The sequence below is a fragment of the uncultured Polaribacter sp. genome (assembly GCF_947501385.1).
In the GTDB taxonomy this organism is placed as follows: domain Bacteria; phylum Bacteroidota; class Bacteroidia; order Flavobacteriales; family Flavobacteriaceae; genus Polaribacter.
Genome location: NZ_CANMVP010000020.1, coordinates 79,880 through 95,893, shown reverse-complemented (window position 1 = coordinate 95,893; position 16,014 = coordinate 79,880). Strand labels below are relative to the sequence as shown.

At 31.1% G+C, this 16,014-nt stretch carries 13 protein-coding genes; 9 read left to right on the top strand and 4 right to left on the bottom strand.

Annotated features, from left to right (window positions below):
* Positions 1-125 precede the first annotated feature (125 nt).
* On the bottom strand, positions 126-599 hold the full coding sequence (locus Q0998_RS13630; protein WP_299670665.1) for a CYTH domain-containing protein: 474 nt from the start codon (positions 597-599) through the stop codon (positions 126-128).
* A gap of 88 nt (positions 600-687) precedes the next feature.
* On the opposite strand from Q0998_RS13630, the gene Q0998_RS13625 reads away from it, so the two are divergent.
* Genes Q0998_RS13625 through Q0998_RS13615 form a run of 3 tightly spaced genes read left to right on the top strand, consistent with a single transcriptional unit; the run spans position 688 to position 6,220 of the window.
* Complete coding sequence (locus tag Q0998_RS13625; protein WP_299670663.1) at positions 688-3,012, top strand: hypothetical protein; 2,325 nt, start codon at positions 688-690, stop codon at positions 3,010-3,012.
* Positions 3,012-3,734 (top strand): DNA repair protein RecO, encoded by a 723-nt coding sequence (recO, locus tag Q0998_RS13620; protein ID WP_299670661.1) that lies wholly within the window; start codon positions 3,012-3,014, stop codon positions 3,732-3,734. Before Q0998_RS13625 ends, recO begins: the two co-directional genes overlap by 1 nt.
* Entirely contained in the window at positions 3,734-6,220 is a 2,487-nt protein-coding gene (locus Q0998_RS13615) for a TonB-dependent siderophore receptor (protein WP_299670659.1), read from the top strand. The genes recO and Q0998_RS13615 overlap by 1 nt, the downstream gene beginning before the upstream one ends.
* Before the next feature lies 1 nt (position 6,221).
* On the opposite strand, the gene Q0998_RS13610 is transcribed toward Q0998_RS13615, so the two are convergent.
* From Q0998_RS13610 to Q0998_RS13600, 3 genes are all read right to left on the bottom strand, one after another.
* Positions 6,222-6,572 carry an SdpI family protein gene (locus tag Q0998_RS13610; protein ID WP_299670633.1) on the bottom strand — a complete coding sequence of 117 codons (351 nt, stop codon included), beginning with the start codon at positions 6,570-6,572 and terminating at the stop codon, positions 6,222-6,224.
* A gap of 126 nt (positions 6,573-6,698) precedes the next feature.
* Positions 6,699-7,562, bottom strand: coding sequence for an acyl-CoA thioesterase II (locus Q0998_RS13605; protein ID WP_299670631.1), 864 nt, complete (start codon positions 7,560-7,562; stop codon positions 6,699-6,701).
* 5 nt (positions 7,563-7,567) lie between these two features.
* Positions 7,568-8,734 (bottom strand): GNAT family N-acetyltransferase, encoded by a 1,167-nt coding sequence (locus Q0998_RS13600; protein WP_299670629.1) that lies wholly within the window; start codon positions 8,732-8,734, stop codon positions 7,568-7,570.
* Positions 8,735-9,060: 326 nt separating this feature from the next.
* On the opposite strand from Q0998_RS13600, the gene Q0998_RS13595 reads away from it, so the two are divergent.
* The 6 genes from Q0998_RS13595 to trxA all read left to right on the top strand — a co-directional run bounded on the left by Q0998_RS13595 (position 9,061) and on the right by trxA (position 16,013).
* Complete coding sequence (locus Q0998_RS13595) at positions 9,061-10,176, top strand: HlyD family efflux transporter periplasmic adaptor subunit (RefSeq protein ID WP_299670627.1); 1,116 nt, start codon at positions 9,061-9,063, stop codon at positions 10,174-10,176.
* A gap of 3 nt (positions 10,177-10,179) precedes the next feature.
* Entirely contained in the window at positions 10,180-13,377 is a 3,198-nt protein-coding gene (locus Q0998_RS13590; RefSeq protein ID WP_299670625.1) for an efflux RND transporter permease subunit, read from the top strand.
* Positions 13,367-14,710 (top strand): TolC family protein, encoded by a 1,344-nt coding sequence (locus Q0998_RS13585; protein ID WP_299670623.1) that lies wholly within the window; start codon positions 13,367-13,369, stop codon positions 14,708-14,710. Before Q0998_RS13590 ends, Q0998_RS13585 begins: the two co-directional genes overlap by 11 nt.
* Positions 14,711-14,777: 67 nt before the next feature.
* Positions 14,778-14,909 carry a hypothetical protein gene (locus tag Q0998_RS13580; RefSeq protein ID WP_299670621.1) on the top strand — a complete coding sequence of 44 codons (132 nt, stop codon included), beginning with the start codon at positions 14,778-14,780 and terminating at the stop codon, positions 14,907-14,909.
* A gap of 112 nt (positions 14,910-15,021) precedes the next feature.
* On the top strand, positions 15,022-15,654 hold the full coding sequence (locus Q0998_RS13575) for a Crp/Fnr family transcriptional regulator (protein WP_299670619.1): 633 nt from the start codon (positions 15,022-15,024) through the stop codon (positions 15,652-15,654).
* Positions 15,655-15,719: 65 nt separating this feature from the next.
* On the top strand, positions 15,720-16,013 hold the full coding sequence (trxA, locus tag Q0998_RS13570) for a thioredoxin (RefSeq protein WP_299670617.1): 294 nt from the start codon (positions 15,720-15,722) through the stop codon (positions 16,011-16,013).
* Position 16,014 lies beyond the last annotated feature (1 nt).

The following is a 16,014-nucleotide window of genomic DNA, read 5'->3' as shown; positions in this document are numbered from 1 at the left end:
GTCCTTCAAATTGTTCCATTATCCTAGTTTTATTGACTTAAATATACGGAAATTAAATGACTAACTCAATAAATTTATTTAGGGGATAGGTTTATTAAATTTCCTCGAGCTTTTGTTCGAGGTTTTTATGCCCATTTTTTAAATGGATGTTTACTTAGGTTAGAATTGTAATACTTTATTTTTCCAGTAACTTCTTTAGCCAGCCAGTTCGGTTTCTCAAATTGTTCATCTTCAGAATTTAATTCTACTTCTGCAACGATTAGCCCTAAATTATCACCTAAAAACTCATCAACTTCAAAAGTATGTGATCCTTTTTTAATGAGATACCTATTTTTTTCAATCAGGTTTGTTTCAGAAAGAAGTAACAGTTCTTCAGCTTCAGAGATTGCTATTTCTTTTTCCCACTCAAATCTAGTGGTTCCATCTTTGTTAGATTTTCCCTTTATCGTAATAAAAGCATTTTCATCTGTAATTCTAATTCTTACGGTTCTCCTATTATCAGAATTTAAATACCCCTGTTTTAGATAATTTTTTTTAAAACTCTCCTTTTTAAAATCTAGGTTTTTTACTAAAAATTTTCTTTCTATTTCTATGCCCATAAAATCCTTTTCAATATTGTACTAATGTAGTATCTTTTGGCGTTATTGTAACAATAAATAAATATCTTTGAATCGATATCATATTTCAATGAAAAAACTCTTTTCTTTTTATATTCTAATTATTTCTTTCACAATAAACTCTCAAACAGATTATAGTGCTTCTTGGGAAGATTTTTATTCCTATAATAATGTAAAAAATTTTACAAAGGTAAATAATATCATTTACGCACTGTCAGATAATGCTGTGTTTACTTACAATGTTTCTAATGGTGATGTTGATAAGCTCTCTTCTGTACAAGGTTTATCCGGTGAAACTACTACCGCTATTTATTACAATAGTGCTTTTAAAAGATTGGTAATTGGTTATGAGAATGGTTTGGTTGAGGTTGTAGATGATGATGGAACCATTACGATTTCTTCGGATATTGTTAATTTTAATCAATCTGGAGAAAAAAGCATCAATCACATCTCAGAATTTAATAACAAATTGTACTTATCTACACCTTTTGCAGTGGTAGTTTATGATATAGAAAAATTAGAATTTGGAGATACTTATTTTATTGGGAATAATTCTGCCGCTGTAAAAATAAATGAAACCATTATTGCTAATAATATAATTTATGCTGTAACAGAAAATGGTATTTTTAAGGCAGATATTACTAGTAATACCCTTATCGATTACAATAATTGGCAACAATTGTTTTCTGGTAGAAACTTTAAAGGAATTTCTTTATTAAATGATTTATATGTTTTTGAAGGCTCTAAATTGTTTGAGTTTGATGGAACAAATTTAGTGGAAGTAAGAAATTTTTCTGAAAATATTACAAGTATTAAAGAATCTTCTACAAACTTGAGTATTTCCTTAAATACATTAGCCGTAGTTCTTGATGTAAATATGAGTGAAGTTGGTCAATTTTCATCAGATAGTAATTTTGACTATTCTTTAAATACCGCCTTTTTTGAAAATAACACCGCTTTTTTAGCAACTCAAGAGTTCGGAATATTAGCAGCAACATTCAATCAACCAAATGATTATTTAGAAATTCATCCAGAAGGTCCCCTATCTAATGAAGTGTTTTCAATAGCTGCAAATAATGCTGATTTATGGGTAGTTTACGGTGGTTATGATGGTACGTTTACTCCAGTTTTAAATAAACAAGGTTTTAGCCATTTCAATGGAGAAAATTGGATCAATACACCATACAATCCTGCTTTTCCTGTAACAGATTTAAGCCATATTACTATAGATACAAATGCTGAAAACAAGGTATATATAAGTTCTTTTGGGAGCACTAGCAATGTAAATAGTGTGGCTTCGGGAGGTCTTTTGGTCGTAGAAAATGATGAAATTACCACCTTTTATAATCATTTAAATAGTCCATTGCAAGATATTGAAGTTTTAGACCCAAGTAGAGTTACTCTTAGAATTAGTGGAACAGCTTTAGACAGTCAAGGTAATTTGTGGGTAACAAATATTGGGGTGCCAAATGAGTTAAAAAAACTATCCGTGAATGGTCAATGGTCTAGTTATGATATGGGATCTGTTAAGACAAGTGCATCATTTGGTTTGAGTGAAATGATTATAGATAGAAATAACAGTGTTTGGTATGGCTCTAGAAATAACGGTGTTTTTGTGTTTAATGAAAATGGAAATAGAAAAAAGTCTTTAATTGCAACGCCTAATTTAGGGAACTTACCAGATGCAACAGTAAGAACTGTTGCTGTAGATAGAAGTAATAGTATTTGGTTGGGTACAAGATCTGGTCTGGTTGTTTATACCAATGCTTCAGGTATTTTTGAAGAAACCGTTTCTAATGCCAATCCTATTATAATTTTAGATGATGGTGTTGCAAACAAGTTAGCAGGAGATCAAACAATTAATACCATATTTGTTGATGGAGCAGATAATAAATGGATTGGAACAGACAACGGTGGTGCATTGTATACAAACCCAAGTGGGCAAACCACTATTGCAAACTTCAGCAAACAAAATTCGCCTTTACCTTCTAACAGAATTCTAAAAATAAAAGTAGATACTACTACAGGGAAAGTATACTTTGCTACAGACAAAGGTATTGTGGCTTACAATAGCAATGTGGCACCTTTTGGTGATGTTTTAGGCGCTGTTTACGCATATCCAAATCCTGCCCTGAAAAATCACGAGACTGTTACTATAGATGGTAGAAATGGTACGCATTTACCTAAAGGAACAAATGTAAAAATTTTAGATGTTGCTGGTAATTTGGTGTATGAAACAAATGTGGTTGAAGGGCAAGAGTTACAAGGAGGAAAAGTAGTTTGGAATAAAAAAAACCTAGCAGGAAATACTGTGGCTTCTGGAATCTACATCGTTTTATTATCAAATGATGACGCTTCAGAAAGTGCTGTTACCAAAATTGCGATTGTGAACTAATGGCTTCAATAACAACAAAAGCAATCGTTTTAAGCTCCTTAAAATTTAGTGACACTAGCTTAATTGTAAAATGTTATACAGAGCAAGAAGGTGTTAAATCTTATATTATAAAAGGAATTTTAAAAGCGAAAAAAGGCGGAATTAAAGTTGCCTATTTTCAGCCTTTAACGCAGCTAACTTTAGTGGCGAATCATAATTCAAAGGGTACACTTAATACTCTAAAAGAAGTTCAAATTTTAAATCCATACAAAACTATTTATAGAGATATTGTAAAGCAATCTGTTGTCTTATTTATTTCTGAAGTTTTGACCAATAGCATTCAAGAGGAAGAAAAGAACATACATTTTTACAACTATTTAGAAACTGCCTTAGTTTGGTTAGATGTGCACGATAAAATAGCTAATTTTCATTTACTTTTTCTGCTGAATTCAACGAAATATTTAGGTTTTTATCCAGACATCACAGAAAACGAAATTTTTGGTTTCGATTTGTTAAATGGAAGTTTCTCAGCATCAACTGCTAATAAAAATGTAATTTCAGGAAACGAATTTTATCAGTTTAAAAAGTTGTTAGGCATAAATTTTGATGATATAGAAAAAGTGTCTTTTAGTAAAAACGAAAGGCAATTGGTTTTACAACTTATAATAAGATATTTTGAATTACATTTGGACGGTTTTAGAAAACCAAAATCCTTACAAATTTTAGAAGCAGTTTTTAATTGATGAAATATTTATTTTTTACAATCCTTTTTTTAATTAGCAGTATCGCTTTTTCTCAAAAAGTAAAAGTTTTAGACAAACAAACAGGCAAAGTGGTTAGAAATGTTAGTGTTTTTGGAGACAATGGCGCTGTAAATCTAACAACAGATAAAAATGGTTTTGTAGCGATTTCTGATTTTAAAAATATAGAAACTATTACATTTTCTCATATTTCTTATGCCGTTTTAAGAGTACGAAAATCTACTTTAAAAACTAAAAATTACATTGTTTATTTAACAAAAGAATCTGAGCAATTAGACGAAATAGTTTTATCGGTTTTTAAAAAAGAGGCAAAAACAAATAGAATTGCAGAACAAATTGCGGTGTTAAATGCAAGAGAAATTCAAAAAATATCTCCGCAAACTTCAGCAGACTTACTGGCCACAATTCCAGGAATTAAAGTTCAAAAATCTCAATTTGGGGGTGGAAGTCCAGTAATTCGTGGTATGGAATCTAACCGTGTTTTGTTGGTGGTAGATGGTGTTCGTATGAACAATGCGATTTATAGAAAAGGACATTTACAAAATGCCATTTCTGTTGCGCCAAATATGTTAGACAAAACAGAAGTTGTATTTGGACCTTCCTCTGTAATTTATGGTTCAGATGCTTTAGGAGGTGTTATTCATTATTATACAAAAACACCAAAATTATCTGAAGAAAATGAAGTGAAAAGTCAGTTTTTTTCTAGATTTTCTACAATTAACCAAGAAATTACAACAAATGTTACCGCAGAGATTCGAAGAAAAAATTGGGCATCTTTAACAAGTGTTTCTTATAGTGATTTTGGTGATTTAAAAGCAGGTGAAAATCGTTCGCATGGTTTTGAAGATTGGGGGAAAGTATTTTATTTTTCAGAAAATTTAAATGGAAATTATAAGATAGACCCAACGAAGAATTCTGATCCTAATTTACAGAGAAATACAGGTTACAATCAAACAGATGTTTTACAGAAATTCTTTGTTCCTTTATCAAAAAATACAGATTTAAAAGTAAACCTTCAATATTCTACATCTTCAGACATTCCTAGGTTCGACAGACTAACAGAATTAGATGACGAAACAGATATCTCTGATTTAAAGTTTGCAGAATGGTATTACGGTCCTCAAAAACGTTTGTTAATTTCTTCTCAATTATTAATAAATCCGAATGAATTTTGGCTAGAAACAGGAGCTATCACTGCTGCTTATCAAAATATACAAGAAAGTAGAATTCAAAGAAAGTTTGGAAGTCTAGATCGCTCTTATAGAGAAGAAACTGTAGAAGTTTTAAGTGTTAATGGAGATTTTTCTGTATCACTAACAGAAGATAAAACAAGAACACTTTCGTATGGTTTTGAGGTTACTCATAATGATGTAAATTCTAATTCGTATGGTAAAACATTAAATATCGAAAACGGAGAAATTAATGGTTTTTCTGATGATTTTAAAGTACAATCTCGATATCCAGACGGTGGAAGTAGTTATGTAAGCTCTGCGGTTTATGCAGATTATAGACAAGATCTTAGTAGCAGATCTACATTAAATTCTGGGATTCGATTTACCAACACACATTTAAAAGCGAAGTGGATTGATGAAACCTTTCTTGAATTTGAAGACAAAAATATTAGTTTAAATAATGCTGCGGTAACCGCAAGTCTTGGATATGTTTTTAGACCCAATAATAATTGGCAATTAAACACGGTTATTTCTTCAGGTTTTCGTTCTCCAAACATAGATGATGTAGGTAGGGTTCGTGAAAAAGCAGGAAATATTACCATACCGAATGTGAATGAAACACCAGAATTCGCCTACAGTGCAGAATTCGGAATTCAGAAATATTTTAATGATAAGAAGTTCCGTTTTGGAGCCAATTTTTATTACACATTGCTAGACAATTATATTCAAAGAGATTTTGTGTATAATGAAGATGGTAGTGTAAGACAAGTAGAGTTTGATGGTGAATTTGGAAATGCAGTTTCCAATCAAAATAAAGACAGAGCGTATATCACTGGTTTTACAGCCAACTATTTAGGGAAAATTTCTAACAGATGGAACACTTCTGGTTTTATCACCTATACAAAAGGAAGAACCTATGATACCAATGAGCCGATGTCTTCAATTCCGCCTTTATTTGGGCAGTTTGAAGTAAACTACAAGCTAGATAAAATAGAATTAGGCGCAAATCTTCGTTTTAATTCTAAAAAAGATATTGAAGATTTTAATATCACAGAAGGAATAGACAATCATGATTTAACACCCATTGTAAATCAAAATGCGACAGAGGATGTAAATAAATTTTACGGCACACCAAGTTGGATTACTTTAGGTTTGAATGGAAGATATGTTGTGAATTCTAACTTCTCTGTACAAGCAAGACTCGATAATTTATTAGACGAACATTATATAGAATTTGCTTCAGGAGTTGCTTCTGCAGGAAGAAATTTATCGATCTCATTTATGGCTAATTTTTAAACTATTTTTTTCTTTTCCCTTCTTCTGTAAAATTTTCGGTCAACGCTTTTTCGGTTTTTACAATACTAACTATGATTGTTAAAAAAACAAAAGCCATGGGCTGCCAAGTTAATTCGGCCTTTAAAAACTCTGCAAATACCAAACCTGCAAGAAAAGAAATACCAGCATAGATTAGAAAACTTCTATTGAAGGTAGTGTTTGCAAAATCCCAGATTTGTTGGTTTTGCATTGCTTTAGGTGTTTTATAACCATAAAGACTATTTATCTTTTTCGGTGGAAATTTAAAAAAAAGAATACTAATTAAAAACAGGATCCCGTTGGTTGTAAATACATATAATAAAGCGTCATTCATATTTTATTTTTTTAGTTTCAAAGTTTCAAAAGTTGTAGAATTTTTATTTTTGCCTACTGCCTACTGCCTACTGCCTACTGCCTACTGCCTACTGCCTACTGCCTACTGCCTACTGCCTACTGCCTACTACTTCTTCGGTCTTAACAATCCTTCTTGAGCAAAAGAAGCCACTAATGTACCATCTCTTGTAAAAATATTACCTTTTGCCAAACCTCTTGCGCCAAAAGCATTGGGCGATTCTGCTGAAAACAACATCCAATCATCAAAACTAAAATCTCTAAAAAACCACATCGAATGATCTAAACTTGCCGTTTGTGTATTGCCAAAATTGTATTCGCTTGCATTTGGATTAAAAGCCGCATTTAAAACATTATAATCAGAAATATAAGTAAGAATTTCTTGTTTGGTTCTGCTATTTAAATGGGTGTGATTTCCTTTTAAACGAAACCAAACTTGTTCATTTGCTGGCAGATCTTTAGGTTCTAAAGGATTGGGTAGCCTTACGGGTTTAAATTCTATAGGTCTTTTGATGCTTAAAAATGCTCTGGTAGATTTTGGTAAAAAATCGCCAAATTTAGCCAACATATCGTCCCAACTTAATAAATCTTCTGGTTGTTTTAGGTCTGTATCAAAAATAGTTTGATGCTCAAAACCTTTTTCTTTTTGATGAAATGAAGCAGCTAAAATAAAAATAGTTTTATTGTTTTGGCTGGCGGTTACTCTTCTGGTAGAAAAACTGCCTCCATCTCGCATTTCTGCCACGTGATAATGAATAGGAATGGTTAAATCTCCGGCTTCTAAAAAATAAGAGTGTAAAGAATGTAAAAAACGATTTTTTGGAATTGTTCTGTAAGCAGCATTCACAGATTGTGCTACAACTTGGCCACCAAAAACATGTGGACTACCAATGGTGTAACTGTTTCCGCTAAAAGTATTATCCCCTAAATCGGATAAGTTTAAAAGGGCAATTAATTCTTCACTAGTTTGCATTTATTTTACTTTTTAAATGGAAATTTTTGTTGAAAAGGTGTTGGCTGAATTCGTTGCAAAAATAACTTTAAAATTTTGTTTGTAATGGTTTTTTTATGACGAAGATACATGGTTAAATCTTCGGGGATTGCACCCACAGAACTTTTAATTTCACTGGCAGTTCTTCCAAAATTGATTCTTTTTAACTTTTTATGAATCGCGATTTCTATGTAGGAATACAACATTCTTTGGTAGATGGCATAGGTTCTGTTTAAAGCATAATCGATGCCAACAAAATGCGCATCTAAAGAGTTGTTGTTAACAATACCAGACATAAAACCAACTAATTTATCGTTGAGATAAAAGGATTTTAAAATATAGTTTTCGCCTAAATTTTCTTTAAGATCTTTATAGGTCTCTAAATTAAAATCGCCTAAATTAAAATTCGAACTCGCAGCAACTTTTTTATACAAAGAGGTCATTTCAGAGACCTTACTTTCTATATTCGCAAGAGTTATATCTTCTATTTTAAGAGCAGCACTTTGTTTGAACGCTTTTTTTGCTTTTACACGAAATTTGGTCTTCATAGCGGCTAAATAATCATCAAAACTTTGCCAATTATCGTCTATACTTAGCATCATATTTGGTTCTACAGAAAACGGATTGTAGCTTACTTCTTTTAATTTTTCTGTTATAAATAAAGATTCATTTACAAAGTCTTTCAGTAGAAAAGCATCAATCTTATTTTTCAATGCTTTGTTAGAATTTACAAAATGATTAATTGCTTTTGCCAACGCTAGAATTACTTTCTGTTTGTCTTGGTCTTGCTTTATAAAGAGCCCATGTTCTCCACTTACAAAAGTGTTTCCAGATATTAATAGTTTTAAAGGTCTGTTATCTTTTAAAATGCGTAATCTTCTTCCTAAATTCTTTAAAAAATCAAAATCATTCTGAATTGAATTGATATAAAAATCGATCACTTGAATAGATGAAAAAGCAATGGGAAGCTCATGATCATCAACCAAAACAATATAAGAAAACGTAATTTCTGGATGATTTTTCTCAATAGATTTTAAAAATCCCTGATGAAAATAAATGTTCTTTTCACACTGGAGAGAGTCCCAAATTTCTAAAGGAATTTCTTCAATAGAAGAGAAAAATAAAGCGGTGTTTGTGTTAGAGTAGCAAATCAAATAGTTAATATTTTTGAGTTTTCTGTAGTTATTTGCATCGTACTGTTTTCAATTAAATTATATTTTATAAGATATGTTTTTATTTCTAATAAAATATTTATTTGAGCTTTAGAAACTTTAAATGTAGAAAACATTTATAGTATTTGTCGTTATATCAACCCTAAAAAAAAAGTGATTTCAAGTTTTTAGAGTAGAAAACGGGCAATTATAACGTTTCTTTAACAAAGTTGTTTTAAACGATACAAAATGCCAAATGTCTAAAAAGTATCTTTGCAATAACTATAAAAATCTTTCTTTATTCTTTTAGAAAGTTCAACCCACTAATTATGAGAAAAATAATTCTAGCTATCTTAGGTGTTTTAGCTATTATAGGTGCTATTTTATTAGGAAACTATATTGTAGAAAAAAACCAAAAACCAAAACCGAAGTTCAACAAACAAATAAAAACGGTTTTTGTTCAAAATGTTGAAAATAAAGAAATTCCTATTATCTTATCTGCAAGCGGTAATCTTACTGCAAAAAATAAAATAGATATTTTTTCTGAAGTACAGGGTGTTTTAAGACCCTCAAGAAAAGCATTTAAAGCAGGGACTAATTATTATAGAGGTGAAGTTTTATTGAGCATTAATAGTGATGAATTTTATGCAAGCTTGCAATCTCAAAAAAGCAACTTGTACAATCTAATTACGTCTATAATGCCAGATATACGATTAGACTACCCGAACGAATTCGAAAAATGGGAAGCTTATTTAAAAAGTTTTGACATTAATAAAACAACGCCTAAATTACCAGAATTTACCACAGATAAAGAAAAATATTTTATTTCTGGTAGAGGAATTCTAACAGCGTATTACAATGTTAAAAATGTAGAAGTTCGGTATTCAAAACACAGAATAAGAGCGCCTTTTTCTGGAATTTTAACAGAAGCGCTCGTAAGTCCTGGAACCTTGGTAAGAGTAGGACAAAAATTGGGCGAATTTATAGATCCAAGTATCTATGAAATGGAAGTTTCTATAAATTCAGAATTTGCAGATTTATTAAAAGTGGGCAATGCTGTAGCACTTTCTAATTTAGAAAAATCAAAACAATACATTGGTAATGTGGTTCGAGTAAACGGTAGAGTAGATCAAGTTTCGCAAACCATAAAGGCTTTTATAGATGTAAAAAGTTCTGATTTAAAAGAAGGCATGTTTTTAGAGGCAGATTTAGTTGCAAAATCTGAAAGTGACGCCATAGAAATTTCAAGAAAATTATTAGTCGACAATACGGCAGTTTACACTGTAAAAAATGATAGCATTTTAAGTCTTGTAAATGTTACGCCTGTATATTTTGGTGCAGAAAATGTAGTAATTAGAGGATTGAATAATAATGATAAAATTCTAACACAAACCTTACCAGGCGCTTTTGATGGTATGATTGTAAAAATCAACAAAAAGAAATAAGCTATGAAAAAAATCATTACTTATTTTATAAAATATCCTGTTGCTGTAAATGTAATTATTATTGCCTTTATTATTTTTGGTTTTATTGGTGCGTTTAGCATGAAATCTTCCTTTTTTCCATTGGTAGACTCTCAGTTAATTAGAATTACTTTGGCATATCCTGGAGCTTCACCAGCAGAAATGGAAGAAGGTGTTGTACTAAAAATAGAAGACAATTTAAAAGGAATTGTTGGTGTAGAAAGAGTGACCTCAGTTTCGAGCGAAAATTCTGCAAGCGTAAATGTAGAAGTAGAAAAAGGAAAAAATATAGATATTGTTTTATCGGATGTAAAAAATGCAGTAGATAGAGTTCCGTCTTTTCCTTCAGGAATGGAACCTCCTGTAATTGCAAAAGTAGAAAGTATTAGACCCACTATTAGTTTTACGATAAGTGGAGAAAATGTTTCTTTAAAAGCATTAAAACAATATGCAAGAAATGTAGAAAACGACATTCGTGGAATTGAAGGGATTTCTCAAGTTGAAATTTCTGGTTTTCCTGAAGAGGAGATTGAAATTGCAGTTCGCGAAAATGATTTAAGAGCCTATAATTTATCTTTTACAGAAGTTGCCAATGCAGTGCGGAATTCTAATATCTTAATTACGGGTGGTAATATTAAAACAGCAGATGAAGATTATTTAATTCGTGCAAGCAATCGTTCTTATTACGGTATTGAACTTCAGAATTTAATTGTTAGAACAGAAGCAAACGGAAACATTATTCGTTTAAAAGATATTGCAACTTTAAGAGATACTTGGTCAGAAACCCCAGATAGATTGTATTATAATGGCAATTTAGCCATAGATATTACGGTAAGCAACACGAATAATGAAGACTTAATTTCGTCTGCAGATAGAATTAAAGAATACATCGATAAATACAACCAGCAGCAACAAAATGTTCAGTTAAGTGTTACCAGCGATCGAAGTATCACCTTAAACGGAAGAACCAAACTATTAATAGAAAACGGCGTTGTAGGCATACTTTTGGTGCTTTTCTTTTTAGCACTTTTCTTAAACGTACGTTTGGCAATTTGGGTAGCATTTGGTTTGCCAGTTGCCTTTTTAGGAATGTTTATTTTTGCAGCTCAGTTTGGTGTTACCATCAATGTATTGTCACTTTTTGGAATGATTATCGTTATCGGTATTTTGGTGGATGATGGTATTGTCATTGGAGAAAATATATACCACCATTATTACGACTTAGGAAAATCTAAAATCCGCGCTGCTATAGATGGAACAATGGAAGTAATTCCACCAATTGTATCTGCTATTTTAACCACAATTATTGCCTTTTCAACCTTCTTTTTTGTAGATGGTAGAATTGGGAGTTTCTTTGGTGAAGTCTCTACAATTGTATTGTTAACCTTGTCCGTTTCTTTAATTGAAGCACTCATTATTTTGCCTGCACATATTGCACATTCGAAGGCATTAGATAGAAAAAAATTAGAAAACGGCGAAGACAAAAAAACGAATAAACTAGATGCTTTTTTTAACAAAGTAAACAAACGCGCAGATACATTATTAAGTAATTTTAGAGACACCTATTATGTACCATTTTTAAAATTCTCTTTAAATAATAAGATTTTTATCTTCTGTCTTTTTATAGCCACATTATTAATTAGTTTTTCTGCACTAGAAGGTGGTATTATTAAGAGTTCATTTTTTCCAAGAGTAGCGAGTGATAGAATTCAAATTTCACTAAACATGCCACAAGGAACCAATGAGAAAATTACAGATTCTGTAATCTCTTTTATTGAAGAAAAAGTGTGGTTGATAAACAAAGAATATTCAGCAAAACAAACCGGTGACGAAGATGTTGTAGAAAATGTAATTAAAAGAGTAGGTCCAGGAAGCGCAAATGCGACTTTAAATGTGAATCTTTTACCAGGTGAATCTCGCGATTTTTCTTCCCCAGAAATTACAAATGCCATTCAGAAATTAGTAGGAAAAGTATATGGTGTAGAGAGTTTGGTGTTTGGTTCAGGAGGTAATTTTGGCGGAAGCCCGGTTGCTGTTTCTTTGTTAGGAAACAATATTACAGAATTAAAAGCTGTAAAGGCAGAACTAAAGCAAGAATTAGAAAACAATCCGTTATTAAAAGACGTAACAGACAACGATCCTGCGGGTATTAAAGAAGTACGTATTAAATTAAAAGACAATGCTTATTTATTAGGGTTAAACCTGCAATCTATAATGAGTCAAGTGCGTTTTGGTTTTTTTGGTTTTCAAGCACAGCGTTTTCAGAGAGGTCAAGACGAAATAAAAGTATGGGTTCGTTTCGATAAAAAAGACAGGTCTTCTATTAAGAATTTAGATGATATGCGTATCATAACGCCCACGGGAACCAGAGTTCCGTTTTCTGAAATTGCAATGTATACCATCGAAAGAGGAGATATTGCGATCAATCATTTAGAAGGGAAACGCGAAATTCAAATAACAGCAGATTTAAAAGATTTAGAAACCAGTGAAACCGATATTTTAGATAATATTAAGACGGTTATTATGCCAGAAATTTTGTCTAAATACCCAACAGTTTCACCTATGTACGAAGGGCAAAATAGAGAAGCGAAAAAAACCACAGATTCTGTACAGCTTGTAGGGCCTATTATTTTATTGTTGATCTATATTGTAATCGCATTTACATTTCGTTCTTACAGCCAGCCAATTTTGCTAATTATTATGATTCCATTTAGTATGATTGGCGTTATTTGGGGACATTATATTCATAATTTTTCCATCGGAATTTTATCCTTTTTAGGAATCATTGCTTTGATAGGAATTATGGTCAATGACGGTTTGGTTTTAATTGGGAAATTCAACAGTTATTTAAAAGAAGGTTTAAAATATGACGAAGCATTAATAAAAGCAGGTCAATCTCGTTTTAGAGCCATTTTCTTAACCTCTTTGACTACAATTGCAGGTTTAGCACCGTTAATTTTCGAAAGAAGTAGACAAGCACAATTCTTAATTCCGATGGCAATTTCTATTGCCTATGGTATTGCAATTGCCACCATTTTAACGTTGGTGATGTTGCCATTGATGTTGGCAGTTTCTAATACGATAAAAGTGCAAATAAAATGGTTAAGAACAGACAAAAAAATTACGAAAGAAGAAGTAGAAAGAGCCATTATCGAATCTAAATATGATGAAGATGAAATTTAATAAAATCAGCATTATAATCCTTGTAATGTTCTTTTCTTTTAAAGGATTTACGCAGGAAGTTTTAACTAAAAAAGAAGCTCTGGCAATCACGCTAGAAAACAATTTCGGAATTAAAATTGCAAACAATAACTTAGAAGTTGCTAAAAACAATTCGAGTATTTATAATAGTGGTTATTTACCTACAGCTGCTGTAACTTCTGGGATCGATTATAGAAATAACAATCAAGAGTTGGTATTTAAAGATAGAGATACCAATGAAGACAATGAAATTGGAGGCGATGGAATCATTACAAAAACATATAGTTCTTCTCTAGGTCTAAACTATACCATTTTTGATGGATTGGGAAGAAAATACAATTATCAGCAATTAAAAGAAACCTATAATTTAACAGAGTTACAAGCAAAAGAAACCATAGAAAATACGTATTTACAGTTGTTCACTGTCTATTTTCAAATTGCACGTTTGTCGGAAAATACATCAAACTTAGAAGAAGCTTTAATGATTTCTAAAAGAAGATTAGAGCGCGCAAAATATCAATACGAATATGGCCAATCTACTAGGTTAGAATTATTAAATGCAGAAGTAGACATCAATAATGATAGTATTTCAGTGATAAATTCAAAACAACAATTATCGAATGCAAAACGGGGTCTGAATGTAATTCTTGGAGTTGAAAAAGAAGTAAATTATCAAGTTGAAACAGCTGTCGACTTTAATAAAATGATGAATTTTGAAGATCTTCAACAGAAAACACTACTAAATAATAGTGTTTTAAAACAAAACGAGAAAAACATTGCCATTAGTGAGTTCAATATTAAAATAAATGAGGCAAACTATTTACCTTCTTTAAATTTTAATGCTTCTTATGGATTCAATAGAACAGAAAATGAAAACTTAATAAATCCTTTTGGTGCAAGATTAATTACTTCTGATGGTTTTAATGCAGGTTTAAATTTTACTTGGAATATCTTTGATGGTGGCGCCACAAAAACCAGAGTTGCAAATGCGAAAATTGCCCTAGAAAATGATCAAATTTTATTAGAACAGCAGAAAGTAACCATACATAACAATCTAAAAAATACGTGGGAAAATTATAAGAACCAATTATTCATCTTAAAGGCACAAGAAAAAAATGTGCAAACCACTCAAAATAATTTCGATAGAACCCAAGAACGTTACAAGCTAGGGCAGGTTACTTCGATCGAATTTAGACAAGCTCAGATTAATTTAATCAATTCTAAAACGGCATTTAACAATGCAAAGTTCGATGCAAAATTAATTGAACTGCAATTGTTGCAATTAAGTGGAGACATTTTAAACGTAAACTTCTAAAACCTGATTTTTATCATATTTTAAAAAAACAGCAAGCTTTAATTTTATGCTGAAATTAAAAAAGTAGATGAGATTTTTAAATGTACCCATAGTTTCTTGGACAAACGGCACCATAATGATAGGTGTTTTTTTAATAGTTATAATTGGTTTGGTTGTTACTGTTTTATTATTAATGAATAGTGACAAGCCAAAAGAATAGTAATAGTTAGTAAAATGAAGAAGCCCGAGTTTTTACTCGGGTTTTTTGATTGTATACACAACGAATTTGTTCTTTTATATTTCTTAAATTTGTATGATAAATAGCGTTGATAATGAAGAATGAACTAGACTTAAATTTTGGGTATGTATTTGAAGAAAATCTACTAGACGAAATTAAAAAAGTAGGTGTCCAAAAAAACTTTTCCATCAATAGTACCATCATAGAAATAGGTGATTTTATTACTTCTATGCCGCTACTTTTAAATGGCGCTATTAAAATTTTAAGAGAAGATGAAAACGGAGAAGAATTGGTACTGTATTATCTAGAAAAAGGAGATACTTGTGCGATGACTTTATCGTGTTGTATGGGGCAAACTAAAAGCAAAATTAGAGCTGTTGCAGAAACAGAAGTAGCATTGTTAATGGTACCTAAAGAAAAAATGACCAGTTGGTTAAGTAATTATAAATCTTGGCAATCGTTTATTTTACAAAGTTACCACAATAGAGTCAATGAACTTTTAGAGGCGGTAGATACTATTGCTTTTTTAAAAATGGACAAGCGTATCTTTAAATATTTAAAAGACAAAGCAATGGTCACACACAATGATACTCTTTCAGTAACGCATAAAGAAATTTCAGAAGATTTGCATACTTCTAGAGTAGTGGTATCGAGATTGTTAAAAAAATTAGAAAACGAAAACAAAATTCAACTTTTTAGAAACAGCATTAAAGTTTTAGAACTGTAACTTTTGTTACCGTTCTTTTTTTGCTTTGGTATTAAATTTGATATATTGTTTTTAAAAAATAAAAGATGAATTTCACAGAAATTATAAATCAAGAAAAACCCGTTTTAGTAGATTTTTTTGCAGAGTGGTGTGGTCCATGTAAAATGATGGTTCCGATTTTAAAAGAAGTAAAAAAAGAACTTCAAGATAAGGTGTCTATTATAAAAATAGATGTAGATAAAAATCAATCTTTGGCAGCAAAATACCAAGTAAAAGGCGTACCAACATTTGTTATATACAAAGCAGGAAAACAAGTTTGGAGACAATCTGGAGTGGTGCAAAAAAAAGAGTTGGTTTCTATTTTAACAAGTTTTAGCTAGC